Annotated in this window: 12 protein-coding genes; 3 read left to right on the plus strand and 9 right to left on the minus strand. The window is 76.2% G+C overall.

The genetic code is table 11. The annotated features are described in order from the left end of the window. The first annotated feature begins 78 nt into the window (after nucleotides 1-78). Nucleotides 79-438: a DUF6191 domain-containing protein gene (locus P696_RS0140665; RefSeq protein WP_026416815.1), complete on the plus strand. Its 360-nt coding sequence runs from the start codon at nucleotides 79-81 to the stop codon at nucleotides 436-438. Between the two features lie 104 nt (nucleotides 439-542). Beyond that, nucleotides 543-920, plus strand: a complete 378-nt coding sequence (locus P696_RS0140670; protein WP_026416816.1) for a hypothetical protein — start codon at nucleotides 543-545, stop codon at nucleotides 918-920. On the opposite strand, the gene P696_RS0140675 is transcribed toward P696_RS0140670, so the two are convergent. The 9 genes from P696_RS0140675 to P696_RS51550 are packed head-to-tail and all read right to left on the minus strand — an operon-like array spanning nucleotide 917 to nucleotide 19237. Next, on the minus strand, nucleotides 917-1936 hold the full coding sequence (locus P696_RS0140675; RefSeq protein WP_026416817.1) for a GHMP family kinase ATP-binding protein: 1020 nt from the start codon (nucleotides 1934-1936) through the stop codon (nucleotides 917-919). The two genes, P696_RS0140670 and P696_RS0140675, sit on opposite strands and share 4 nt — an antisense overlap. Then, entirely contained in the window at nucleotides 1933-3993 is a 2061-nt protein-coding gene (locus P696_RS51530) for a class I SAM-dependent methyltransferase (protein ID WP_051469018.1), read from the minus strand. Before P696_RS51530 ends, P696_RS0140675 begins: the two co-directional genes overlap by 4 nt. Then, complete coding sequence (locus P696_RS0140685) at nucleotides 3990-5264, minus strand: glycosyltransferase (protein WP_084339011.1); 1275 nt, start codon at nucleotides 5262-5264, stop codon at nucleotides 3990-3992. Before P696_RS0140685 ends, P696_RS51530 begins: the two co-directional genes overlap by 4 nt. Further along, nucleotides 5261-6229, minus strand: a complete 969-nt coding sequence (locus P696_RS51535) for an alpha/beta fold hydrolase (protein WP_064744322.1) — start codon at nucleotides 6227-6229, stop codon at nucleotides 5261-5263. Before P696_RS51535 ends, P696_RS0140685 begins: the two co-directional genes overlap by 4 nt. Next, nucleotides 6222-6923, minus strand: a complete 702-nt coding sequence (locus P696_RS0140695) for an alpha/beta fold hydrolase (protein ID WP_026416819.1) — start codon at nucleotides 6921-6923, stop codon at nucleotides 6222-6224. Before P696_RS0140695 ends, P696_RS51535 begins: the two co-directional genes overlap by 8 nt. A gap of 11 nt (nucleotides 6924-6934) precedes the next feature. Beyond that, nucleotides 6935-7282 (minus strand): acyl carrier protein, encoded by a 348-nt coding sequence (locus P696_RS0140700; RefSeq protein WP_026416820.1) that lies wholly within the window; start codon nucleotides 7280-7282, stop codon nucleotides 6935-6937. Then, nucleotides 7279-11736, minus strand: a complete 4458-nt coding sequence (locus tag P696_RS51540; RefSeq protein ID WP_211246000.1) for a beta-ketoacyl synthase N-terminal-like domain-containing protein — start codon at nucleotides 11734-11736, stop codon at nucleotides 7279-7281. Before P696_RS51540 ends, P696_RS0140700 begins: the two co-directional genes overlap by 4 nt. Beyond that, nucleotides 11733-13367 carry an SDR family NAD(P)-dependent oxidoreductase gene (locus P696_RS51545; protein ID WP_170026735.1) on the minus strand — a complete coding sequence of 545 codons (1635 nt, stop codon included), beginning with the start codon at nucleotides 13365-13367 and terminating at the stop codon, nucleotides 11733-11735. The genes P696_RS51540 and P696_RS51545 overlap by 4 nt, the downstream gene beginning before the upstream one ends. Then, on the minus strand, nucleotides 13280-19237 hold the full coding sequence (locus tag P696_RS51550) for a type I polyketide synthase (RefSeq protein WP_051469022.1): 5958 nt from the start codon (nucleotides 19235-19237) through the stop codon (nucleotides 13280-13282). The genes P696_RS51545 and P696_RS51550 overlap by 88 nt, the downstream gene beginning before the upstream one ends. Before the next feature lie 890 nt (nucleotides 19238-20127). Between P696_RS51550 and P696_RS51555 the strand changes: the two genes are divergently transcribed. Further along, nucleotides 20128-21864 carry a RelA/SpoT family protein gene (locus P696_RS51555; RefSeq protein ID WP_245628007.1) on the plus strand — a complete coding sequence of 579 codons (1737 nt, stop codon included), beginning with the start codon at nucleotides 20128-20130 and terminating at the stop codon, nucleotides 21862-21864. Nucleotides 21865-21874 lie beyond the last annotated feature (10 nt).

The following is a 21874-nucleotide window of genomic DNA, read 5'->3' on the forward strand; positions in this document are numbered from 1 at the left end:
TCCCTCCCCGGCGGGCGGCCGGCGCCATCGGCCGGACGGCGGGGATCTTTCTGGAAGCTCGTCGCGTTGGAGTTGAGTGTGAAGTCACCGTTCCGTCGCCGTAAGCGCGTCAAGGGCCGTCCCATGGGCACGACGGCCAAGCAGGCCGAGCCCGAGGTCATCGAGTGGCCTCAGGAGGGCACCGGGAGGTCGTCGCTGATGGGCGCCATCCGCGGGGACGGCGAGACCGGCGCGGGCATGGGCGGCGGCCTGTTCGAGGACCTGGCCTCCGCCTTCGAGGGCTCCAAGAAGGTCAAGCAGGAGGAGCAGGAGCGTCAGCGCACGATGAAGCACGACGACATGCTCCAGGCGGGCGACTCGGGCCGGGACGACCTGATGTCCGGCCGCATCCGCATCCGCCGCCCCGGCCAGGGCGGCTCCCCCGCACCGCAGGAGTAGCACCCCGCGCCGTCCGCACCGGCGTCGCGAGCGCCCGCCCGGGCGAGAACCGGACAACGGGCGCTCGATCGAACAAAGTTTCGAAATTGGGGTATTCTGGGCAGGTGAGCAGCTTCGTCCCGCCCGGCTGGCCGCCGCAGGTGCACCCGCCGGGCACCGACCGGTTCGAGGAGACCGCGCTCGCCTGGCTGCTGGACCTCGTCCCCTCCGAGTACCGCCGCTACGGCGTCCTGCGCCGCTACCCGGTCGCGCTCGCCCGGATGGCGCGGCACCACGTCACCGCCTCCGTCGAGGCCGCGCGCGAGGGCTTCCGCTCCGCGCGCGTCGAGCTCGCCGGAGCCGTCCCGCCGCACGGCATCGAGGCCGTCCTGGACACCTACCGCCGCGAGGGCGCCCGGCTCGTCCAGCTCGTCCACGCCGTCGCCCTGGTCGAACAGGCGCTCCGCGAGCGCCACGCGCAGACCCCTCCCACCACGTCCTAGGCGCGGCCGGAGGCCACGGCTGTGAGGAAGCGCGGCGGACGGGTGATGCGGCCCTCCAGCCGGGCGATGACCTCCGCGCGCACGCGCGGGACGGCCGCCAGCGGGACGAGCGCCACGGCGCAGCGTCCAAGGGCGCGTCCGCCCAGGGCTCCCGCGTCACGGGCCGCCGAGAGGGCCAGGTCGAGCGTCGGACGGCCGAGGACGTGCGCCTCGGTGAGCAGCGGGCCGAGACCCGCCGGGTAGCCCGCGCGCAGCGCCTCGGCGGCGCGTTCCACGATGTCCGGGCCCTGGTCGAACGGCTTGGCCGTCCCTCCAGTGAGCGCCTCCTCCGCCGCGCCCACGTCGATGACCAGCAGGCGCAGCCCGGCGGCGGCCAGGTCGAACGGGATCTGCTCCGGACCGCCCGGAGTGATCAGCAGGGCGTGGCGCGCGCGGGAGTGCAGCGCGGCGAGGTACTCGGGCGTCACGGCGGACGGGGCGGACGCGACCGGCGGGCCGTGCAGGTCGCCGAGCGCCATCGCCGCCGCGCACACCGTCTCCGCGCCGGACAGCAGGCCGGTCTCGGCGGGCAGCTCGCTGTCCACGACCATCCGGGCCGGGGGCGGCGGGTCGGCGTGCGCGCGCAGCGCCTCGACCGCGTGCACCGCCCACTCCGGGACGTGGTCGAGCGAGGTGCACCGGTCGGTGTGCCGGTTCATCGAGTAGAGGTCCACGCCGCCGTCCGGGTTGGGGCCCGCGGCGACGATCGCGCCCCAGGCGAGCGCGACGGCCAGCGCCGGATCCGCCGCGGTCCGGGCGGGCGGCGGCGCGTCCCGCCTCGGCACCGGCGAGGGGCCGCCCAGGAGGGTGAGGCCGCCCGGGGCCCGGCGCAGGGTGGCGGGCGGGACGCCGAAGACGCGTTCGTACATGTGGGCGGTGATCCGGATCTCCGGGTCGTCGGCGAGTCCCACCAAGGCGTCCTTCGAGGTCGCGGTCGGCGTCGCCGTCCGGGTTGCGGTCGTCGGGTTCACGGTCACCCCTCGTCCTTCCGTGCCAGGACCCGGTAGGCGTTGCCGGGCCCGGGGACCAGCGGCAGGACGAGCCGGTCCGCCAGCGCGGCGGCGCCCAGGAGCGGCGGCGTCGCGGCCTGGGCGGCCACGTGGCGCAGCCGGGCCGCGCGCGTCGGCGGGCCCGGCGCCCAGGGCCGGGACGGGTCGGGAGCGAACGCGGTCAGCCCGAGGTGGACGGCCGCCGTCGCGTCGTGGCGGTGGTGCGCCGCGCGCCGCTGGACGGCCAGGACCCGCATCCCGCGCGAGCCGAGCGCCCGCACGAGGTTGTCGGCGGTGACCAGGTCGAGGTGCCGGGGTTGCAGCCAGGGGAGCCCGACCCGGCCCAGGCGGCCGAACCGGCACTCGGGGTCGTGCTGCTCGATCAGCAGGTGGCCCCCGGCGGGCAGCGCCTTCACGGCCGCGTCCAGCTCGGCGGCCGGGTCGCCGCTGTGCTCCAGGTGGTGGTGCATGCTGATCACGTCGTACCGTCCGGTGAGCTCCTCGGGGAGGTCGCGGAAGGCGCAGCGGTGCGCGGCGCGCAGCCAGCCGCGCAGGACGCCCTCCTCGACTCGCGCGTCCGCGTCGAGCCCGTCGAAGGCGGTGCCGGGGAACAGCCGCGCGGCGACGCGGCAGAAGTGGCCGTGCCCGGTCCCGACGTCCAGCCAGGCGCGGGGGCTGCCGACGTGCGCGGCGGCGAACCGGGCGCGGGCGTGCAGGACGTCGCCCCGCACGCGCGGTTCCAGGACTCCGGGGACGTGGTGGTCGTGGTGCTCGCGGGCGTAGAAGGAGCGGCCCTCGTCGCCGAGGCGCGGGTTCTGGAAGACGTGCCCGCAGTCGCGGCAGCGCTCCAGGGTGAACCGTCCCGGTTTGCCGTGCACCATGTCGCCCGTCCGGACGTGGACGACCAGGGACCGGGACGCGCACCACGGGCAGTCCTCGCGGCGCGGGCCCAGGAAGCGCTCGACGCCGCGGTCGATCTCGGCGCGGTAGTAAGAGCGGGCGGCGTTCGCGCGGTCGGCGCGTTCGCGCTCCCACGTGCTCGGCGGGCTGGTCAGCGTCCGCCACCACCCGTACGGCTCCCGGACGAGCCGGAGCAGCGCCGCGACGTGCAGGTCGTAGGGGGCGAGGGCCGTCCCGGCGAACACCAGGTACGGGACGGCGCAGTACGCGACGACCGCGAGCAGGCCCCACAGCGGGGCGATGGCGAGCGCGACCAGCATCGCGAGGTAGCCGAGGACGGACGTGGCGACCACCCGGGACACCGGCACGCCGAGCCCGCTCAGCCAGGCGCGGCGGCCTCGTCCGAGGGGCCCGCGCGGGCACGCGGACGGCACGACGGCCAGGTCGGCGGAGGTGGTGAACTGCCGCAGCCGGGCGGTCGCGGCGCCGAACGCGCCGGGGTCGAGGGCGGCGCGGGCCTGCCCGGCGCGGTCCAGCAGCTCCCCGGCGGCGAGGGTGGCGAACCCGGCGCCACGTCCGACGGCGAGGGGGTCGGACCGGTACCGCCGGGGATCGAGGGTGCGGGCGAGGTCGAGGGCGCGCTCGACCGGAAGGTCGGCGGGCACCAGGTCGAGGACGTCGAGCCGGTGCACGCGCGCGTGCTCGACCGCCGCCCGCCGGACGGGCCCCGACAGCATGACCCGCTCGCCCGTCACGAACTCGTATCCGCTGTCGGCGCCCGCGCCGGACGCCGCACCCACGCCAGGCAGCACCACGCCCACGCCAGGCAGCGCCGGGCCCATGCCTGGCAGCGCCGCATCCGTGCCGGACGAGAGGGCGGCCGAGCCGCCTCTGGGCGCGGGACCGGGCCCGGTCCCGGGGAGCGGCGCGAGCTGGAGCACCCGCCGCCGCAACACCAGCGCACGCCCTGTGATCACGCCCGCCACCAGCACCGACACGAGCGCGGGAAACACGGCGGCGCCCGCCGGGAACACGTCGGGAAGCGCGGAGAACACCGCGGGCGAACCGGTGTCCGGCGCGACCGGCGACAGCACCGCGGGGAACGCGGTGAGCGCTGCGGGGGACGTGGCGGCGAGCGTGGTCACGCGAGTTTCTCCAGGAGGTCGGCGGCGCGGGCGGCTCCCCCGGCGGCGTCGAAGGAGTCGCGGATCCGCGCGGCGGCCTCGCGGTGCGCCGGGTCGCCGAGCACGCCGGTCAGCGCCGTGCGGATCTCGTCCGCGCCCGCGCGGGCGAACCGGACCACGCGGCCCGCGCCGGACGCCTCGACCTGGCGGGCGATGATGGGCTGGTCGTCCCGGATCGGGGCGACGACCAGGGGCAGGCCGTGCGCCAGCGCCTCGCAGACGGTGTTGTGGCCGCCGTGCGTGAGGACCGCCGACATCCGCGGCAGCAGCGCCAGCTGCGGGACGCTCTCCCGGGCGATCACGTTGTCCGGAAGAGCGGCCCCCTGGGCCCTGCCCTTCCCGGACGGCATGACGAACACCGCCTGGACGTCCAGGTCCGCGACGGCCTCGGCGGCGACGCGGAAGAACCGCGCCCCGGCCGGGCCGGAGACGGTGCCGAGCGACACCAGGACGGCCGGACGCGCGTCCTCGCCCTCGGGGTCGAGCAGCTCGAAGGGGAACGCGTCGTGTTCGGGTCGTCCGCCGAGGGCGGGGCCGACGAACGCGATGTGGTCGGGGAAGAACGACACGTCCCCGACGAGCGCGCCGGTGGAGAACACCAGCGTGAGGTGGTCGGAGAACCGCAGGTCGATCAGGTCCTCGATGCCGTGCTCGGACTGGAACCGGCCTATGTGGTCGCGGACCCACTCCTCCACCAGCGGCATCCCGGCGAGCGGCCGGGTGAACTCGGCGGAGGTCGTCGCGGACGTCGCCCACGGCACGCCGTGCAGCCGCGCGGCGACCGGCGCGGCGAGGACCTGCTGGTCGGCGACCACCACGTCCGGGTGGAACCGGTCCATGGCGCGCTCGACGCCGGGCGTCATCGCGTGCCCGAGCGGGACGATGAACTCCTCCCAGAGGAACTTCAGAGCCGCCGGGCCGCGCAGCGCCGTCCAGTGGTCCCGGGCGGCCTCCAGCTTCGCCGTGAAGGCGGGGTCCTCAGCGGCGTAGATCCGCGCGCCGGACGGCAGCAGCGGCTCCAGGAAGCTCCGCCGTCCCACCCACGCGACCCGGTGGCCGCGCGCGGTCAGCTCGGCGGCGACCGCGACGGTCGGGTTGACGTGGCCGGTCAGCGGCGGCACCGCGAACAGGAACCTGCGGCGGTCGCGCTCGGCCGTCCGGCCCGGCGGGACGGCGTCGCCGAGCAGCGACGGGACGGCGACCCTGCGGGCTTTGGACGTTTTCGAGCTCATCGCGCACTTCCGGCGTAGATCGGCTCACGCGCCCCCGCACGCGAACCGGGATCGGGTTCCGCCCCGCGCGCCTGCGCGCGCGAACCGGTCTCGGGGGCCGCCCCACGCGCGTCGGGGCGCGGGCCGGAGTCAGAGGCCTCCTCAGGAGCGGAGGTGCCGAGCGACAGCCAGGGGAGCATGAGCGCGAGCAGGTCGGCGGTGCCGTCGCTGAGCACGGTGTGCGCGTGGCCGGGGAGGACGTGCAGCTCGCAGTCCGGGACGTGCGTGGCGAGGAGCCGTCCGGCGGCGCGGATGTCGGAGTGCTCGCCGTAGACGGCCAGCACCGGGCAGCGCACCCTGGCGAGGTCGCCCGGCCGGACGGGCTGGGCGGCGGCGATGTCCGCCAGGAGGCTGGTGCGGTTGACCAGCGCGTCCGCGACGGCCATCTGGCGGCTGCGCTTGCGCCATCCGATCGCGGCGAACTGGGCGGCGAGCCGCTCGTACTCAAGGACGAGAGCCGCCCTGGCCAGCGAGTTGAGCATGGCCTCCGACCACACGTCCGCGCGCTCGGCGGGCCCGTACGACTCGACCATCACCAGCCCGGCCACACGGTCCGGACGGGCGAGCGCCGCGTTCAGCGCCACGACCCCGCCGAAGCTGTTGGACACCAGGTGCACCGGACGCTCGACGCCCAGGCCGTCCAGGACGCCGAACAGGTCGGCGACCGCGTCGTCGGTGCCGTACCCGGTCGGGGGCCGCTCGGACAGGCCGTGCCCGCGCTGGTCGTACAGGACGGCCCGCGCCCCGGCCGCCGCGACCGGCCCGGCCAGCCGGTAGTAGAAGCTCGCCAGGTTGTCGACGACGAGGCCGTGGACGAACACCACCACCGGCGCGTCCGTCCCGCCGGGCTCGGACGGGGACGGGCCGCCCACCGGGTCGAGCGTCTGGACGTGGAACCGCACGCCGCGCGCGGTGATCTCAGGCATGGGACTCCTCCAGGAACGCGCCGAGCAGCGGGGTGAGCCGCGCCCGCGCGGTGATGTGCAGGTCGTGGCCGCCGTTCAGGACGTGCCGCCGGGCGGCGGGCAGCGCCTGCCCCACCAGGTCGGCGGCGGACCGGAACGGCGACCCGGACCCGACGACGGCGAGCAGCGGGAGCCCGGCCAGCTCGGCCAGCTCGGCGGCCGTGACCGGCGGGTCGGCCGCGAGGTCGTACACCAGCGAGGTTCGTCTCAGCAGGTCGGCGACCGAGTCCCTGGCGGCGTCCGGGACGGCGCACCGGCCCGGGTCGATCTCGGCGACGACGCCGGAGAACGGCGGGTCGACCAGCGCGAGCGCCGTCACCCGGCCGGGGTGCGCGCGGGCGAACCGGACCGCGACGGTCGCGCCGTAGCTGTGCCCGGCGATCGCGAACGGCGGCAGGTCGGCGGTGAGCGCGGCCAGGTCGTCGGCCATCGTCGTGGTGTCGTATCCGGTCGGGGTGCGCTCGGTCAGGCCGTGCCCGCGCCAGTCCGGCAGCCGGACGCGGCGGGTGCGGGCGAGCGCGGGCGCGGCGGTGAAGAACCAGGACGCCGCCGAGCCGGTGAACAGCCCGTGCAGCATCACCACCGGCGACCGGCCCGTGTCCCGCCCGAGGTCCACCACGTGGAACCGGACGCCTCGGGCGCGGACGTAGGCCACTGTGCCGTCTCCTAGGCGTAGGCCGCGGAGGTGTCGGCCGTGTCCGGGGCGGCGGCGGCGTCGGCGGCGCCTTCCCGGGACGCGGCGAGGCGTCCCTCGATGTAGGAGGTGAGGTCGCCGACCGTCATGGCCATGATCTGGTCCAGGTCCAGCCCGGCGATGAACGCGGCGAACTCGATCCGCGTGCCGTAGTGCCGCTGCAGCTTCTCGGCGAGCGCGACGAACTCGATGCTCTCCAGCGCGAGGTCGGCGTTGAACGTGGTGTCCGGGCCGACCGTCTGCTCGAGCAGGAAGTCCTCCCCGACGACCTCGGCCAGCATGGCCACGACCTCGGACAGGACATCGTTTTCGCTGGTCATGTGCTGTTCTCTCCCTTGGTTTGGTGGCCGTCCCCGCCCTCGCCGCCGTCGCCCGCGCCGGGCTCCGGAAGCGTCCAGGTCACGACGTGGCCGTCGAACTCGCGCGAGGTCGTCCCCGCGGAGCCCGCGGAACCCGCGAACCCCCCGGGACGGTCGCCGGGCGGCGCGTCCGCGGGCCTGATCTCGATGCGGCACGTCCGCCCGGCCGGACGGACGAGCGCGACGCCCAGCTCGCCGGTCTGCGCGACCGACAGCGCGAGCGGCGAGTCGAACGCGCCGGTCGCCCGGGGCCGTCCGGACGCGTCGTCGGTGATGGTGACCTCGGCGGGGAACAGCGGGCCGTGGCCGTGCTCCCAGAGCCAGTGCCGGACGGCGTCCTTGGCGGCGATCCGGCCGAGCAGCCAGGGGCCCTGCTCGCGCGGGGCGAGGGCCTCGTACCCGGGGCGCTCGGCGGCGTTGAGGTACTGCCGCATGAGCAGCTCGCGCGAGGACCCGTTGTTCCAGCGCTTCCGGGCCAGGACCCAGCCGCCGGGCTGCGGTTCGGCGGTGCCGGACACCTCGGGGGTGAACTTCATCCGCCAGGTCTGCTCGTCGGTGTAGAAGCGGTGCGTCGTCCAGCCCTCGACGCGGCACCAGACCCGGCCGTCCGGGCCGGTCAGCTCGCCGTCGCAGCGGAACGTGGTCGAGGTCAGGGCGCGGCTCCGGACGGTCGCGGGGAGCAGCGTGCCGGGCGGTGGCGGCGGCCCGTACCAGGTGACGCGCTCGATGCCGGTCGGGAACACCGTCTGGTCCTTCTCGCCGTGCACCTGGATCCAGTGACCGGCGAGCTGGCCGAGGTTGTCCAACAGGGCGCCGGGCGTCGGCAGGGCGGCCAGGACGCCCCGGATGCCGTCCGAGCCGAGCGCGCCGATCTCGCGGACGCCCTGGTAGACCGGGCCGTGGAACATCCAGCGCTCGGCGTAGAACCGCTCGGCGGCGACGGGCGGCGGGCCCTCGCCGGTGAGCGGTGTCCGGTCCGGCGCGGGCGGCTCGGGGTACCGGGGCGCGAGCAGGACGATCCCGTCGGTGTGCCCCTTGACGACGACCTCGACCCGGTGCAGGCCGTCGGCGGCGGCCACCCGGGCGGGATCCAGCAGCCGCGCCGAGACCTCGGTCTCGGTCGGCGGGTCGGCGGTGACCCAGCGCAACGCCCGGACCCGCTCCAGCCCGGTGCAGACCAGGCCGGGGAACAGCTCGCGCGCCGCGTCCGCCATGGTCTCCAGCAGGGTCGTCAGCGGCACCACCGGGAACCCGTCGGACGCCTCGGGCCAGCCGGCCGGCTGCCGGAACAGGCAGTGGTCCCGGACGTAGGGCATCGTGTCCAGCGAGAACACCCGCCGGACGGTCGACTCGGTCGGCCTCGGCTGCGCCGGGACCAGCGGCGGAACCGGCGGAACCGGGGGTGTCGCGGCCTGGGACGGCTGCGGGGCGACCGGGGACGGCATCGGGGCGGTGTTCTGCAGCGCGTCCATGACGTGGTGGGCGCTGTCGACGGCCTCGCGCAGGAACGCGTCCAGCTCGGCCGTCACCGGGTCGGTGGCGGGCAGCGACGGCCGCTCCCCCGGACGCGTCAGCTCCCCCGAACCCGTCAGGGGCGGAACGAGACCGTCCAGCCGGACGACCTGAACGCCGAGATCGAGCCTCACCGCGCCCGGCCCGGACGGCACGACCGGCGGGGCGGCGGCCGGGCCCGCGCCGTGCCCCTCCGTCCACAGCGCGGCGGCGACGCGGCGGAGCTGCGCCATGCCGGATCGCTGCGGCACGTTCACGGCCATGGCCAGGTGCTCGCGGTCGCCGAGCCGGTCGCCCACGAAACCGGTGATGCTGCCCGGCCCGACCTGGACGAAGGCGCGCACGCCCGCGCCGTACAGCTCCTCCACGAGTTCGCTGAACCGGACCGGTTCCAGCAGGTGCCGCAGGACGAGGTCGCGGATGTCCGCCTCGTCCTGCGGGAACGGCGCGACGGTCGTCGCCGACCAGAGCGGGATGTCCGGCGGGTGGAGGGTCAGCGCCGCGAAGGCGGGCCGCAGCTGCTCCAGCAGGGACGCGGCCATCGGCGTGTGGAAACCGGTGCGGAACGGCAGCTCCTGGCCCAGCACGCCCTCGGAGCCGAGCCGCCGCAGGATCTCCCGGACGGCCCCGGGATCGCCGCAGACGACCGACTGGTGCGGGCAGTTGTCGTGGCTGACCACCACGTCCGCGCGGGTGCCGAGGACCTCCAGGACGCGGTCCGCGCCGCAGCCGAGCGCGCCGTAGGCGACGTCCGGGACGCGCAGGCCGCCGGGTCCGAGGGCGCCGGGGGCGAGGGCGTCGATGAAGGTGGCCATGGCGTCCGGGCGGTACATCCCGGAGACGAGCATCGCGGTCCACTCGCCGAGGCTGTGACCCGCGGCGACGTCCGGGCGGACGCCGGTCTCGGCGAGGGCGCCCGCCAGCAGCCGTCCGACCGCCATCACGTCGGCGGCGTGGCCGAGCAGGTCGGTGCGTCCGGTCATGGCGGGGCGTTCGAGGCCGAAGTGGTCGGCGACGTCGTCCACGCGCGGCTCGAAGGACGGCTCGAACCCGGGGAACAGGAACGCCAGGCGTCCCCCGGCGGCGAGCAGCGGCCTCGGGGTGAACCAGATGTCGCCGCGTCCGCGCCAGGGGGTGCCGCGGTCGGCGACGGCGCGGGCGAGCGTGAGCTTGCGGGTGTCCGGGGCGACGATCGCGAGGCGGCAGGGCAGGTCGGCGGGGTCCCGGTCGCAGCGTTCGAGCAGCTCGTCGTTGGGGGCGCGCAGCAGGTCGGCGAGGTCGGCGGCCGTGCGGGCGGCCAGGCGCAGCACCCGCTCACCGCTCCCGTCGCCGCCGCCGCGCAGCCGCAGCGGCCCGAGGTGCGCCTTCGACACCGCCGGGGCCTCCTCCAGGACGAGGTGGGCGTTCGTCCCGCCGAACCCGAAGGCGTTGACGACCGCGCGGCGCGGTCCGCGCGCCGGACGCTCCCACCCGGCGGTCTCGCGGACGGGCGCCAGCCGCGTCCCGGTCATGGCCTGGTGCGGCTCGGTGACGTGCAGCGTCGGCGGCAGGACGGCGTCGCGCAGCGCGCACGCGGCCTTGATCAGGCCCGCCATCCCGGCGGCGGGCATCGCGTGCCCGATCATCGACTTGACCGTCCCGACGTGCAGCGGACTCCCCCGCTCGCCGAACACGCGGAGCAGCGCGGCCAGCTCGGCCGCGTCCCCGGCCGGGGCTCCGGTGCCGTGCGCCTCGACCAGCCCGGCGGCGTCCGGCGCGGACGGGTCGAGCCCGGCGTCCGCCCAGGCTCGTTCGAGGGCGAGGACCCGGCCGTCCACCCGCGGGGTCAGCAGGCCGGACGCGCGGCCGTCGCCGGACGACCCGGCCCCGCGGATCACGGCGTAGATCTTGTCGCCCGCCCGCAGCGCGTCCGGCAGCCGCTTCAGCAGCGCCATGCCGGTGCCCTCCGACAGCAGGGTGCCGTCGGCGGCGCGGTCCAGCGGACGGATCATCCCGGTCGGCGACAGCGCCCTGAGGCGGCTGAACACGCTCCAGAGCGTGGCGTGGTGCGAGTGGTGGACGGCCCCGGCGAGCATCGCGTCGCACTGCCCCGAGCGCAGCGCCCGCACCGCGTGCTCGACCGCGATCAGCGACGACGCGCACGCCGCGTCGACCGTGTAGGCCGGTCCGCGCAGGTCGAACCGGTTCGCGACGCGGGAGGCCGCGAGGCTCGGGATGACGCCGTCCGGGGCGTCCGGGCACTCGGGGCCGAGCCGGGAGTGGAACGCCTCCCTGATCTGCTCCAGCCGGCCCGCGGGCAGGTCGGGAAGCAGCTCGGTCAGGATGGCCGCGACCTGGTGGAACACCGTGACCCGCTGGTCCAGCCGGGCCAGTCCGGGACCGATGTGGCTGCCCCGGCCGAGCACGACGCCGACCCGGGTCCGGTCGGGCAGCCGCTCGTCGCCGCCCGCGTCCGCGATCGCCTCGGCGGCGGTGCGCAGCGCGAGCAGCTGGTCCGGTTCGATCCCGGGCACGTCGGCCGGGGTGATCCCGAACCGCGCCGGGTCGGCGGTGGCGAGGTCGTCCACGAACCCGCCACGCCGGCAGTAGAACCGGTCGGCGCGCGGGGGCCCGTCGTAGGCGGACGGGTCGTGGTAGAGCGCGGGGTCCCAGCGGTGGGGCGGGACGTCGGTGATCGCATCCACGCCCGCCCGGATGTTCGCCCACAGCTCCGCCGCCGAGCCCGCGCCGGGGAAGACCGCCCCGAGCCCGACGACGGCGATCGGCTCGCCGCCCTCCGGCCGTCCGCCGTGCACGCGTCCCGTCGCCGTGCCGGTGGAGGGAACGGGAGCGTGCCCGGCCGCCCGGTCGGTGGTGAGGCCGGCCGCGAGGCCGGTGGGGACGTCCGGCACGCGGCTCGTCACGAGGTCGCCCCGGCGTCGCGCTCCTGAACGCGGCCGATCTCGGGACCGCGCTCGTGGCCGATTTCGTGACCGCTCTCGTCATCCTCGCCACCGGACGAGCCGGCTGCCCCGGCTGCCCCGGCTGCCCCGGTGGCCCCGGTGGCCCCGGTGGCCCCGGTGGCTCCGTCCACTCCGGTGGCTTCGGTGGCTTCGGTGGCTTCGGTGGCTCCGGCGGGGTCCGCGAGGGTGGCCGCGAGGACGACCTGTGACTCGTCCCCGGTGGCGATCTCGCGCAGGAGCGCGGCGACGGCGGCGTCCGGGTCGACGAGCGCGACGCCGCGCCGGGCGTACTCGCGGGCGATCTCCGGCGACACCATCCCGCCCCCGGCCCACGGCCCCCAGTCGGCGACCAGGACCCGGCCGCGCAGCCGCGTCCGCCACACGCGGGCGAGGGTGTCGCAGGCGTCGTTCGCGGCGGAGTAGTCGGCCTGCCCCGGGTTCCCGTACACGCCCGAGACGCTGCCGAACACCACGAAGAACCGCAGGTCGGAGCGGGCGGCGGCGGCGAGCGCGGACGCGCCGGACAGCTTCGTCCGGTACACCGCGTCGAACGACTCGGGCGTCTTGTCGCGGACGAGCCGGTCGTCCACCACGCCCGCGCCGTGGACGACGCCGTCGAGCCGTCCGTGGCGGCGGTAGGCGTCGTCGACGACGGACCGGACGGCCTGCGCGTCCCGCACGTCCACGGGGTGGTAGCGCACCTCGGCCGCGTGCTCGCGCAGCGCCGCGAGGGTCGCGCGGATCTCCCGCGCCGCGAGGATGCCACGGATCCGCGCCTCGATCTCCGCGGGCGCGCGTCCGCCCTGGGCGACCAGGACGCGGCGCAGTGCGGCCTCGTCCGGCGCGTCCGAGAGCTCGGGTTCCTCGGGGCCCGGCTCCGGCGTCCGGCCCAGCAGCCCGATCCGGCAGCCGGTCGTCCGCGCCAGCTCCAGCGCGACCCGCGCGGTGATGCCGCGCGCGCCGCCGGTCAGCAGGACGACGCCGTCCGGCCCGAGCTCCGGCCCGGCCGCCTCGCCCGGCCCCCGCGCGAGCTCCTCCCGGACGAGCACCAGCGTCTGCCGGACGTCGCCCTCGTACCCGACCTCGACCGGACCTCCGGGCGCGAGCAGCTCGGCCAGCAGGCGCAGCGCGATCGTGCGCGGGCTGTCCTTGGTGTCGACGTCCACGGCCCGGACGAGCGTCTCGGGGAACTCCTTCGCCAGCGTCCGGGCGAGGCCGCGCAGGCCCGCGCCCGGCGTCGGGTCGCCGACGCCGCCGTCGAAGCCGCGGCCGAACGCGCCGCCCGCGCCGGTCCCGAGGATCAGCCAGCCCGGCCCGGCCAGCAGCGTCTCCCGGATCCCGGCGTACGCGCCCGGCAGCACCGGCCCGCCGCCCGGGCGCAGCGCGGCGAGGTGGATCAGGCCGTCGCACGGGTCACCCGCGTCCAGCGGCGTCCGCACCTGCGCGCCCTGCTGTTCGAGCAGGTCGGCGAGCTCCAGCGCGACGCCGCAGCCGTCGTCCACGATCACGAACGTGAGGCCGTCGAACCGTCCGGGCACGATCTCGGGGACGGGCAGCGCGGGCAGCCCCTCCAGCCGGACGACCTGCCGCACGGGCGCCACCGCAGGCGTTTCCGCAGGCGTTTCCGCAGACGTTTCGGCGGGCGGTCCGGCGGACGCTTCCGCGAGCGTTCCAGCGGATCTTCCGGCGGGCGTTTCCGCAGACCTTCCAGCGGACGCTCCGGCGGACGTTTCCACGAGCGTTCCGGCGGGCGCTTCCGCGAGCGTTCCGGCGGACCTTTCGGTGGCCGCTTCGGCGGACGTTCCGGCGGGCGCTTCCGCGAGCGTTCCGGCGGACCTTCCGGTGGCCGCTTCGGCGGGCGTTTCGGCGGGCGTTTCGGCGGACAGTCCGGCGACGCTCCGGCGAGCGCTCCGGTGGGCGTTTCCGCAGGTGTTTCGGCGGGCTCGGGGGGCTGCGGGGCGGTGTTCTCGACGGCGGCCTCCGGAGCCGGGCCGTTCGCGGACGGGACGAGCCGCGCGCCGATCCAGGCGACGATCTCGCCGATGGTCTTGATCCCGGTGAGCTGCTCGACGACCGTCTCGTCCAGGCGCGCGCCCCCCGCGGTGAGGCCGACCCGGTCGGCCAGCTCGCCGATGATCTCGGTGCGCTTGATGGAGTCGATCGACAGGTCCGCCTCGAGGTCCAGATCGGAGCCGAGCATCGCCTCGGGGTAGCCCGTCCGCGCGCCGATCACCGCCAGCACGGCGGCGCGGATCCCGTCCGGGCCGGGCGCGCCGGTCCGCTCCTCCGGCGGCTCGTCCGGGGGTGTCCGGACGGCCGGAACCGTCCCCGGATCCGGAACGGGCGGCGGCGGGGTCGCGGACAACGGCTGCGGGACGACGTGCCCGGAGACCACCGACCGGGGCGCGGGCACCGAGGGCACAGGCGGCAGGCCGCCCCGCGCCGCCGACGACGGCGCGTTCTTGTTGAGCAGGCCGAGGACGACGTCCCGCTGCGCGGCGACGAGCTCGCGGCTCGTGCGCAGGTACTCCAGGACGGCCGTGTGGAGCGGATCCTGGACGGGAGCGCCTTCGTCGGCGGTCTCCGCGGCGCTCAGGGCGTCCGGACGGTCGGACGTGGGCATGGGGCCTCCCGAGGAGGGGAGCGCGATCCGCTCGGCGGGGCGCAGCGAGTTCGTGAGATGGGAGCCGTCGGCGGTCCGGACGAGGTGGCCGTTGACGATCCAGCCGGGCACGGCGGGCGGATGGGCGGCCGACAGGACGCGGGCGTCGCGCCCGGAGAACAGCGCCCCGGCGTCCACGGGGACGCCCGCGACGGCCAGGTCGGCGAGCGCGCGCAGCAGCCGTACGACGCCGTCCTCGCCGGGCGCGTCGCAGGCCACGGCGGTGTGCGGGCGGTCGCCGAGGATCTCGCCGACCAGATGGGTCAGCACCCGTCCGGGACCGGCCTCGACGAACACCCGCGCGCCCGCCTCGTACATCGCCTCGACCTGCTCGACGAACCGGACCGGCGCCGAGACCTGCCCGGCGAGCGTCGCGCGCAGTTCGGCGGGCTCGGACGCGTAGGGCGCGGCGGTGGTGTTGGACCAGACCGGGAACGCGGGCGAGCGCAGGTCCCGCCGGGACAGTTCGGCGCGCAGGGCCGCCGCCGCACCGCCGACGAGCGGGCTGTGGAAGGCCGCCGCGACCGGGATCCGCCGCGCCGCGATGCGGCGCGCGGACAGCGCCCGGAGGGCCTGGTCGAGCGCGGGCGTCGATCCGGAGATCACGACCTGGCGGGGCGCGTTGTGGTTGGCGATGACCAGCTCGGAGATGCCCGCCATCGCCGCCCGGACCTCGTCCAGGGGCCCGGTGCAGGCGACCATCGAGCCGGGGTCGTCGCCGTGCGTGACGGCGGCGGCGAGGATCGCCTCGGCGCGGGCCGCCGACAGCTCGACGAGGTCGTCCTCGCCGAAGACGCCCGCTGCGGCCAGCGCGACGAGTTCGCCGTAGCTGTGCCCGGCGGCGAGGTCGGGCCGGACGCCCAGCTCGGTCAGCAGCCGGTGCGCGGCGAGGCCCGCGATGCCGAGCGCGGGCTGCGCGACGCGGGTCTCGGTGATCGCCTCGAACTGCGCGCGCTCGTCGTCCTCGGTGAACGCGGCGGGCGGGAACATCGCGGGGGCGTACCGTCCGTCCGCGAGCCGGAGCAGGCGCTGGAGCCTCGGGAACGCGACGAACAGGTCGGCGAGCATGTTCGGCCGCTGGCTGCCCTGCCCCGGGTAGAGAAACGCGACCTTGCCGGTCTCCCCCGCCTTCGCGGGCGCGACGGCCACGCCCGGCGCCGCCCGGAACTCGCGCGCCGCGTCGAGCTTGGCGCGCAGGTCGTCCAGGCCGGACGCGACGATCGCGACCTGGACGCGGGCCGGGTTCGGCTCGGCGAAGGTGCGGGCCAGGTCGCGCAGGCGCGCGCCCGGGACGTCCGCGAGGGCGGCGAGCCGGTCGATCTCGGCGCGCGCGGCGTCCCGGTCCGCGCCGCGGACGAGCAGCAGCTCGGCGCGCCAGGCGGCCAGGCCGGAGACCGGCTCGGGCGCGCCGTCGTACCCGGCGAGGACGGCGTGGAAGTTGGACCCGCCGAACCCGAACCCGGACAGGCCCGCGAACCGCTCGCCCGGCGCGGCGGCCCACGGACGGGCCGTCCGGCCGAACGCGAGCGGGCTGGACGGCCCGTCCCACGCCCGGTTCGGCTCGGTGAGGTGCAGGGTGCCGGGCAGGACGCCGGAGTGCAGCGCGTACGCGGCCTTGATCAGCCCGGCGAGCCCGGCGGCGCACTTGGTGTGCCCGATCTGGGACTTGACCGAGCCGAGCGTGACGGCGCCCGGCGCGGCCCCGGCCTCGGTGAACGCCCCGGTGAGGGTGGTGAGCTCCGTCCGGTCGCCGACCTCGGTCCCGGTGCCGTGCGCCTCGATCAGCCCGACCCGCGCGGGGTCGATCCCCGCGCGTTCGTAGGCGCGGTCCAGCGCGAGCCGCTGGCCCTTCCCGCTCGGCGCGGTGAGGCCGAGCGAGCGCCCGTCGGACGACCCGGCCACGGACTTGACCACCGCGTAGATCCGGTCGCCGTCGCGCTCGGCGTCCGCGAGCCGCTTCAGCACCACGCACGCGACGCCCTCGCCGAGGGTGATCCCGTCGGCGGACGCGTCGAAGGTGGCGCAGCGGCCCTTCCGGGAGAGCGCGTGGACCGACGAGAACAGCAGGTAGTTGTTGATGCCGTTGTGCAGGTCGGCGCCGCCGCACAGCACCATGTCGGACGTCCCGGACGCCAGGTCCTTGCAGGCGAGGTCGAGCGCGGCGAGGGACGCGGCGCACGCGGCGTCCACGGTGAGGTTCGCGCCGCCGAGGTCGAGCCGGTTGGCGATCCGCCCGGCGATCACGTTGGTGAGCACGCCGGGCACCGAGTCCTCGGTGAGCCTCGGGAGCTGCTCGTCCAGGCCCGCGGGGACCCGCCCGTAGAACATCGGCAGGATCGCGCGGGTCGAGTAGGCGGCGCCGAGCTCCGTCCCGGCCTCCGAGCCGAAGACGACCGAGGTGCGCGAACGGTCGAAGGGGCGCTCGTCGTAGCCCGCGTCACGCAGCGCGCGCGCCGCGACCTCCAGGGCGAGCAGCTGCACCGGCTCGACGCTGCCCAGCGAGTTCGGCGGAATGCCGTAGGCGAACGCGTCGAACGGGATGTCCGGCACGAACCCGCCCCACTTGGACGGGCTCTTCTCGCCGTCGCGGCTGTCCGGGTCGAAGAAGATCTCCGGGTCCCAGCGCTCGGCCGGGACCTCGGTGACGGCGTCCACGCCATGCACGATGTTCGCCCAGTACCGGGCGGCGTCCGGCGCCCCGGGGAACACGCAGCCGATGCCGACGATCGCGACGTCCAGCGGCGCGGCGCCGGTCCCGGGCGCGTCCTCGGCGGGGGCGGTCACCCCGAGCGCGGCGGCACGGGACTCCAGGAACCGCAGCGCGCCCGAGGTGACCTGCTCGTGCAGCCCGGTGATGCTCGTGGTGGCCGACCGCAGCGCCGCGGCCTGCCCGATCATGTACATGCCCTCGCGGGCCTGCTCGTCCCCGCCGACGGTCTCCAGCGGGCCCCCGCCGGGCCCGCGGCGCAGGCCCTTGGCCGCGATCCGGAGCCGTCCGAGGTTCAGCTCCTCCAGTTGCTCCCACATCCGCCTGCGGGTCGTCCCGGACGCCTCCAGTCCCTGCCTGGCCTGGTCGAACGCCTCGACGTAGGGGGTGCGGGCACAGCGCGTGGCGTGGCCCGGCGAGGTCTCCAGGAGGGTCGTCCCGGCGCACTCGACGGCGGTCCTCTGGAAGCCGGGCATGATCGCCCCGGCCGCGACGGCCTCGTAGGTGAACAGGTACGCGGTGCCCATCAGGACGCGGACGTCCGCGCCGCGTTCCGCGAGCGGAGCGGCGAGCGCGGCGACCATCGCGCCGGACCGCTCGTCGTGGATCCCGCCCGCGAACAGCACCGACATCTCGTCCGCCGCGCCGGGGTGGCGGTCGGCGAAGTCGACGAGCCGCTGGACCTGCGCCTCCCACAGCGGGAAGCTCGCGCGCGGTCCGACGTGCCCGCCGCACTCCAGGCCCTCGAACACGAACTTGCGCGCGCCCTCGCCGAGGAACCGCTCCAGCAGTCCGGGCGACGGGACGTGCAGGTAGGTGGAGATCCCGGCGTCCTCCAGCGGCGCCGCCTGGGCCGGACGCCCGCCCGCGATCAGCGCGTACGGCGGGCGCGCGGCGAGCACGGCCTCGATCTGGGCCTCGCGCAGCTCCGGCGGCGCGAACCCGAGGACGCCGACGCCCCACGGCCGTCCGGCGAGCCGGTCGGCGGTGTCGGCCAGCAGGTCGCGCACCTCGTCGGCGCCCATCAGCGCGAGCGCCAGGAACGGCAGGCCGCCGTCCTGCGCGATGGCCGCGGCGAACGCCGACCGGTCGCTGACCCGCGTCATCGGCCCCTGCACGACCGGGTAGTCGCGGCTGATCGGCGTGCCCGGCGGGTTGTCGCGGGGCGCGAGCGGACGGGCCCTGAGCGCGGCGCGCAGGTGCTCCCCGACCTGCTCCCGGACGGCCTGGACCACGCCCCCGGCGGTCCGGTACCGGTCGCCGAGCGCGGCGGCGAGGAACCCGTCCTGGCCGACCGGCAGCGCCTTGACGTGCAGCCCGGACGCGCCGAGCAGCGCGTTCGCCTCCGCCGGGTCGAGCCCGGCCAGGTCGAAGTCGGGCAGGTCCGGGCGGGTGAAGATCCGGTGGCCGCCGCTGACGCGCGTCTCGCTGCCGTCCATGGCGCGCAGCGCGTCCGCGACGTCGCGCGGCAGCTCGCACTCGCGGACCAGCGCGAGCTGGACGTCCAGGACGACCCCCGCCGCGCCGCCCGCGACCGCGGCGGCGGCCGTGTTCGGGCCGATGCCGCCCGCCGCGAGCACCGGGACGGTGACCTCCGGATCCCCCAGCAGCTGCTGGAGCAGCACGAACGTGGTCAGTTCACCGATCCGTCCGCCCGCCTCGCTGCCGCGCGCGATCAGCCCGTCGGCGCCCGCGGTCGCGCGCGCGGCGTGCGCCTCGGCGCCGGACACGACCTCCACGAGGAGCCTGCGTCCGCGCGCGTAGGCGATGGTGTCGTCGAGGGAAGCGGCGTCCAGCAGGACGGTCCGGACGTTCGCGGGCAGCTCGTCCGGGCGCACCCCGCACCCGGCCGGGACCCGCACCCCGAACGCGCCCCGCCACCAGCGGGTGAGGTCGGCGAGCGCGGCCAGCGCGGCGGCCCGGTCGGTGCCGAGGTCGAGCACGCCGAGGCCGCCGGCCCGGCAGACCGCGGCGGCCAGGTGGGGCGCGGGCCGGCCGAACGGGCCGACCCCGACGACCTCCACCTCCGGCCGGAGGGGCCGGTCTCCCGGCCCCCGCCCGATCACGCCGCCCGGATCCACCTCAGCCGTCATGCACTGCCCCCCGCCGTTCCGTGCCCGGCCCGACCCTGGAGGCCGGCACGGCTCGAACAACCCTGGCCCGTCACACGTTGCGCACCGCGGCGCGCCCTTCCGCAGGAGGGGACCGCGATGAGCCGCAACACTACGGTCGGTGAACGCGCGACCGCCGTGGGCGACACACCCCGGCCGCCCCTCACGCGCAGTCCGGAGGGTCTCTGGACCCTCCCTTGACGGAAACCAGACCCGGGGCCCGCGGGACGGACGCGCACTCGGCGGCGCCACGTCCGCCGGTGGCCGGATGCGGGCACCTTCCCGCCGTCGGGAAATCCTCTTCAGGACGCTTCCGCCGAAGCGCGCGCCACCTCTCGGCACCACCGGCATTCATCGCGGGCGACACATGACGGGAAGGCTCACATAGGGCTTATGAATTGCCATCCGGTCAAAAATTCACGGCCGTCCATATCGCCGAGGGCCCCGCAGGGACGGGACGCGCCCTCACCGCCGTCGATCAGCCGGTGAACGGCCCGGCGGCCCGGCGAGCAGCGGCCCCGCATCGACTCCGCGAGCGCGACACCACCATCCACCCAAGAGTGGCGAACAGGAAAATATTGACCAACCCGCTCCACCCCCGGCAGGCGTCGTTGACAGCGGACGGCCACGGGACCGGCGCCCATCATCGCGGGGAGGGCGTGAATTATTCCTGACGGCACGCGCCCATTCGACAATGATTTACCGTCGAGGACGGCCGAATGGCGTCCGCGCGCGAGTCCGGCCCGCCCCGCCGTCCCACGCCCGGGGGCCTCTCGCGCCCGAGCCGACACTTCGCGCATAATGCCAGTTACACCCCGTAGCATCCACGCCACGGGCCGGTGTCAGGCGGGTGGACGATGAGAGTCCGCGGCGTGCGGGAACGCACGCCCCACCAGCACACATCCGGCGCGCGCAGACGTCCGCCGCGCGCCGCGGAACCGCACGCGCCCGGCGGAACGACCGGCCGCCCCTGCGACCCGGCGCTCGCGCCGCTGCTGGCGCAGTACCGGGCGGTCTGCCCCGGCCGGGACGAGCGCGAGATCGTCCGCGGCTACCGGGTCGCCGAGCGCCTGCACCGGGGGCAGCTGCGCAAGTCGGGCGCGCCCTTCATCACCCATCCGCTCGCGGTCGCGACCATCCTCGCCGGGATGGGCATGGACACCGCGACGCTCGTCGCCGCCCTGCTGCACGACACCGTCGAGGACACCCCGTACACGCTGGGCGAGCTGCGCGCCGACTTCGGCGACGAGGTGGCCGTCCTGGTGGACGGGGTGACCAAGCTGGACGGCGAGCGCTGGGGCGCGCGGGCCGAGGCCGAGACCTTCCGCAAGATCGTGCTGGCCGCCGCGGCGGACCTGCGGGTCCTGGTGATCAAGCTGGCGGACCGGCTGCACAACCTGCGCACGCTCGGCTTCCAGTCGCCGGAGAAGCGGATCCGGATCGCCACGGCCTCGCACGAGCTGCTCGTCCCGTTCGCCGAGCGGCTCGGCATCCGCGTGCTGCAACGGGAGATGGACGACCTGGCGTTCGCCGCCCGCGACCCCGACGGGCACGCCGCCGCGGCCCACGCGGTCGCCGCCGCCCTCGCGCGCGGCCCCGCCGTGTTCGGCCCGGCGATCGGACGGATCGGCCCCGCCCTGCGCGGGCACCAGGTGACGGGCGAGACGTGCGTCCGGCCGCGGCACCTGTACGCGGTGCACAAGGCGCGCGGCGGGGACGTCGACGGGCTGCGTCCGGGCGAGGCGGCCCGGCTCCTGATCCTCGTGGACGGCCCGGACACCGACTGCTACATCGCGCTCGGAGCGGTCCACTCCGTCCTGCACCCGATCCCGGGACGGCTCCGCGACCACATCGCGACGCCGAAGGACAACCTGTACCGGTCGCTGCACACCCGCGTCGTCAGCCCGGACGGCGACCCCCTCGAAGTGATCATCCGGAGCCGGGCGATGCACCCGCTCGCCGAGTACGGGATCGTCGCGAGCGTCCGGGAGGCGGGCGACCACGCGGCCGAGCGGGAGGTCGCGGGCCGCCGCGACCTGGTCTGGCTGAGCCGGCTGCTGGCCTGGCAGTCCGCCGCCCCGTCCGACCGGTTCCTGGACGGCCTGCGCGCCGACCTCGCGCCCGGCACGGTCGCCGCGTTCACCGCCGAGGGCCGGATGGTCACGCTGCCCGAGGGCGCGACCGCCCTGGACTTCGCCTACGCCCTGGACGGCGGTTCGGGGGAACGTTCCATCGGCGCGCTGGTCAACGGCCGTCTCGCGCCGCTGTCGGTCGAGCTGCGCAGCGGGAACGTGGTCGAGGTGCTGACCGAGCCGGGAGCCTCGCCGTCCGCCGACTGGCTGGACTTCGCGGTGACCGCTCACGCGCGCGTAGGAATCACCGAATGGCTCGCCCGGCACCACGCCGAACGGTCCGCCGACGCGGGTCGGCGGCTCCTCGCCGAGGCCCTCGCCGGACGGCGCGTGGACCTGCTCGCGGCCGAGGCCAGCGGCGACGCCCTCGCGGTCGCCCGCGACCTGGGGTATGCGGAGCTGGAAGAGATGTATGCCGCGCTGGACTCCGGATCCCTCCGTCTCCCTCACCTTCTGGCACGGCTCGTCCCCCGATAGCCTGGGAGGC

The organism is Actinomadura oligospora ATCC 43269 (assembly GCF_000518265.1).
In the GTDB taxonomy this organism is placed as follows: domain Bacteria; phylum Actinomycetota; class Actinomycetes; order Streptosporangiales; family Streptosporangiaceae; genus Spirillospora; species Spirillospora oligospora.

Excerpts from the sequence above, each read along its gene's own strand:
- P696_RS51535 (WP_064744322.1), bottom strand. The coding sequence starts at position 6,229 with ATGCCTGAGATCACCGCGCGCGGCGTGCGGTTCCACGTCCAGACGCTC.
- P696_RS51550 (WP_051469022.1), bottom strand. The coding sequence starts at position 19,237 with ATGACGGCTGAGGTGGATCCGGGCGGCGTGATCGGGCGGGGGCCGGGA.
- P696_RS0140700 (WP_026416820.1), bottom strand. The coding sequence starts at position 7,282 with ATGACCAGCGAAAACGATGTCCTGTCCGAGGTCGTGGCCATGCTGGCC.
- P696_RS0140685 (WP_084339011.1), bottom strand. The coding sequence starts at position 5,264 with ATGAGCTCGAAAACGTCCAAAGCCCGCAGGGTCGCCGTCCCGTCGCTG.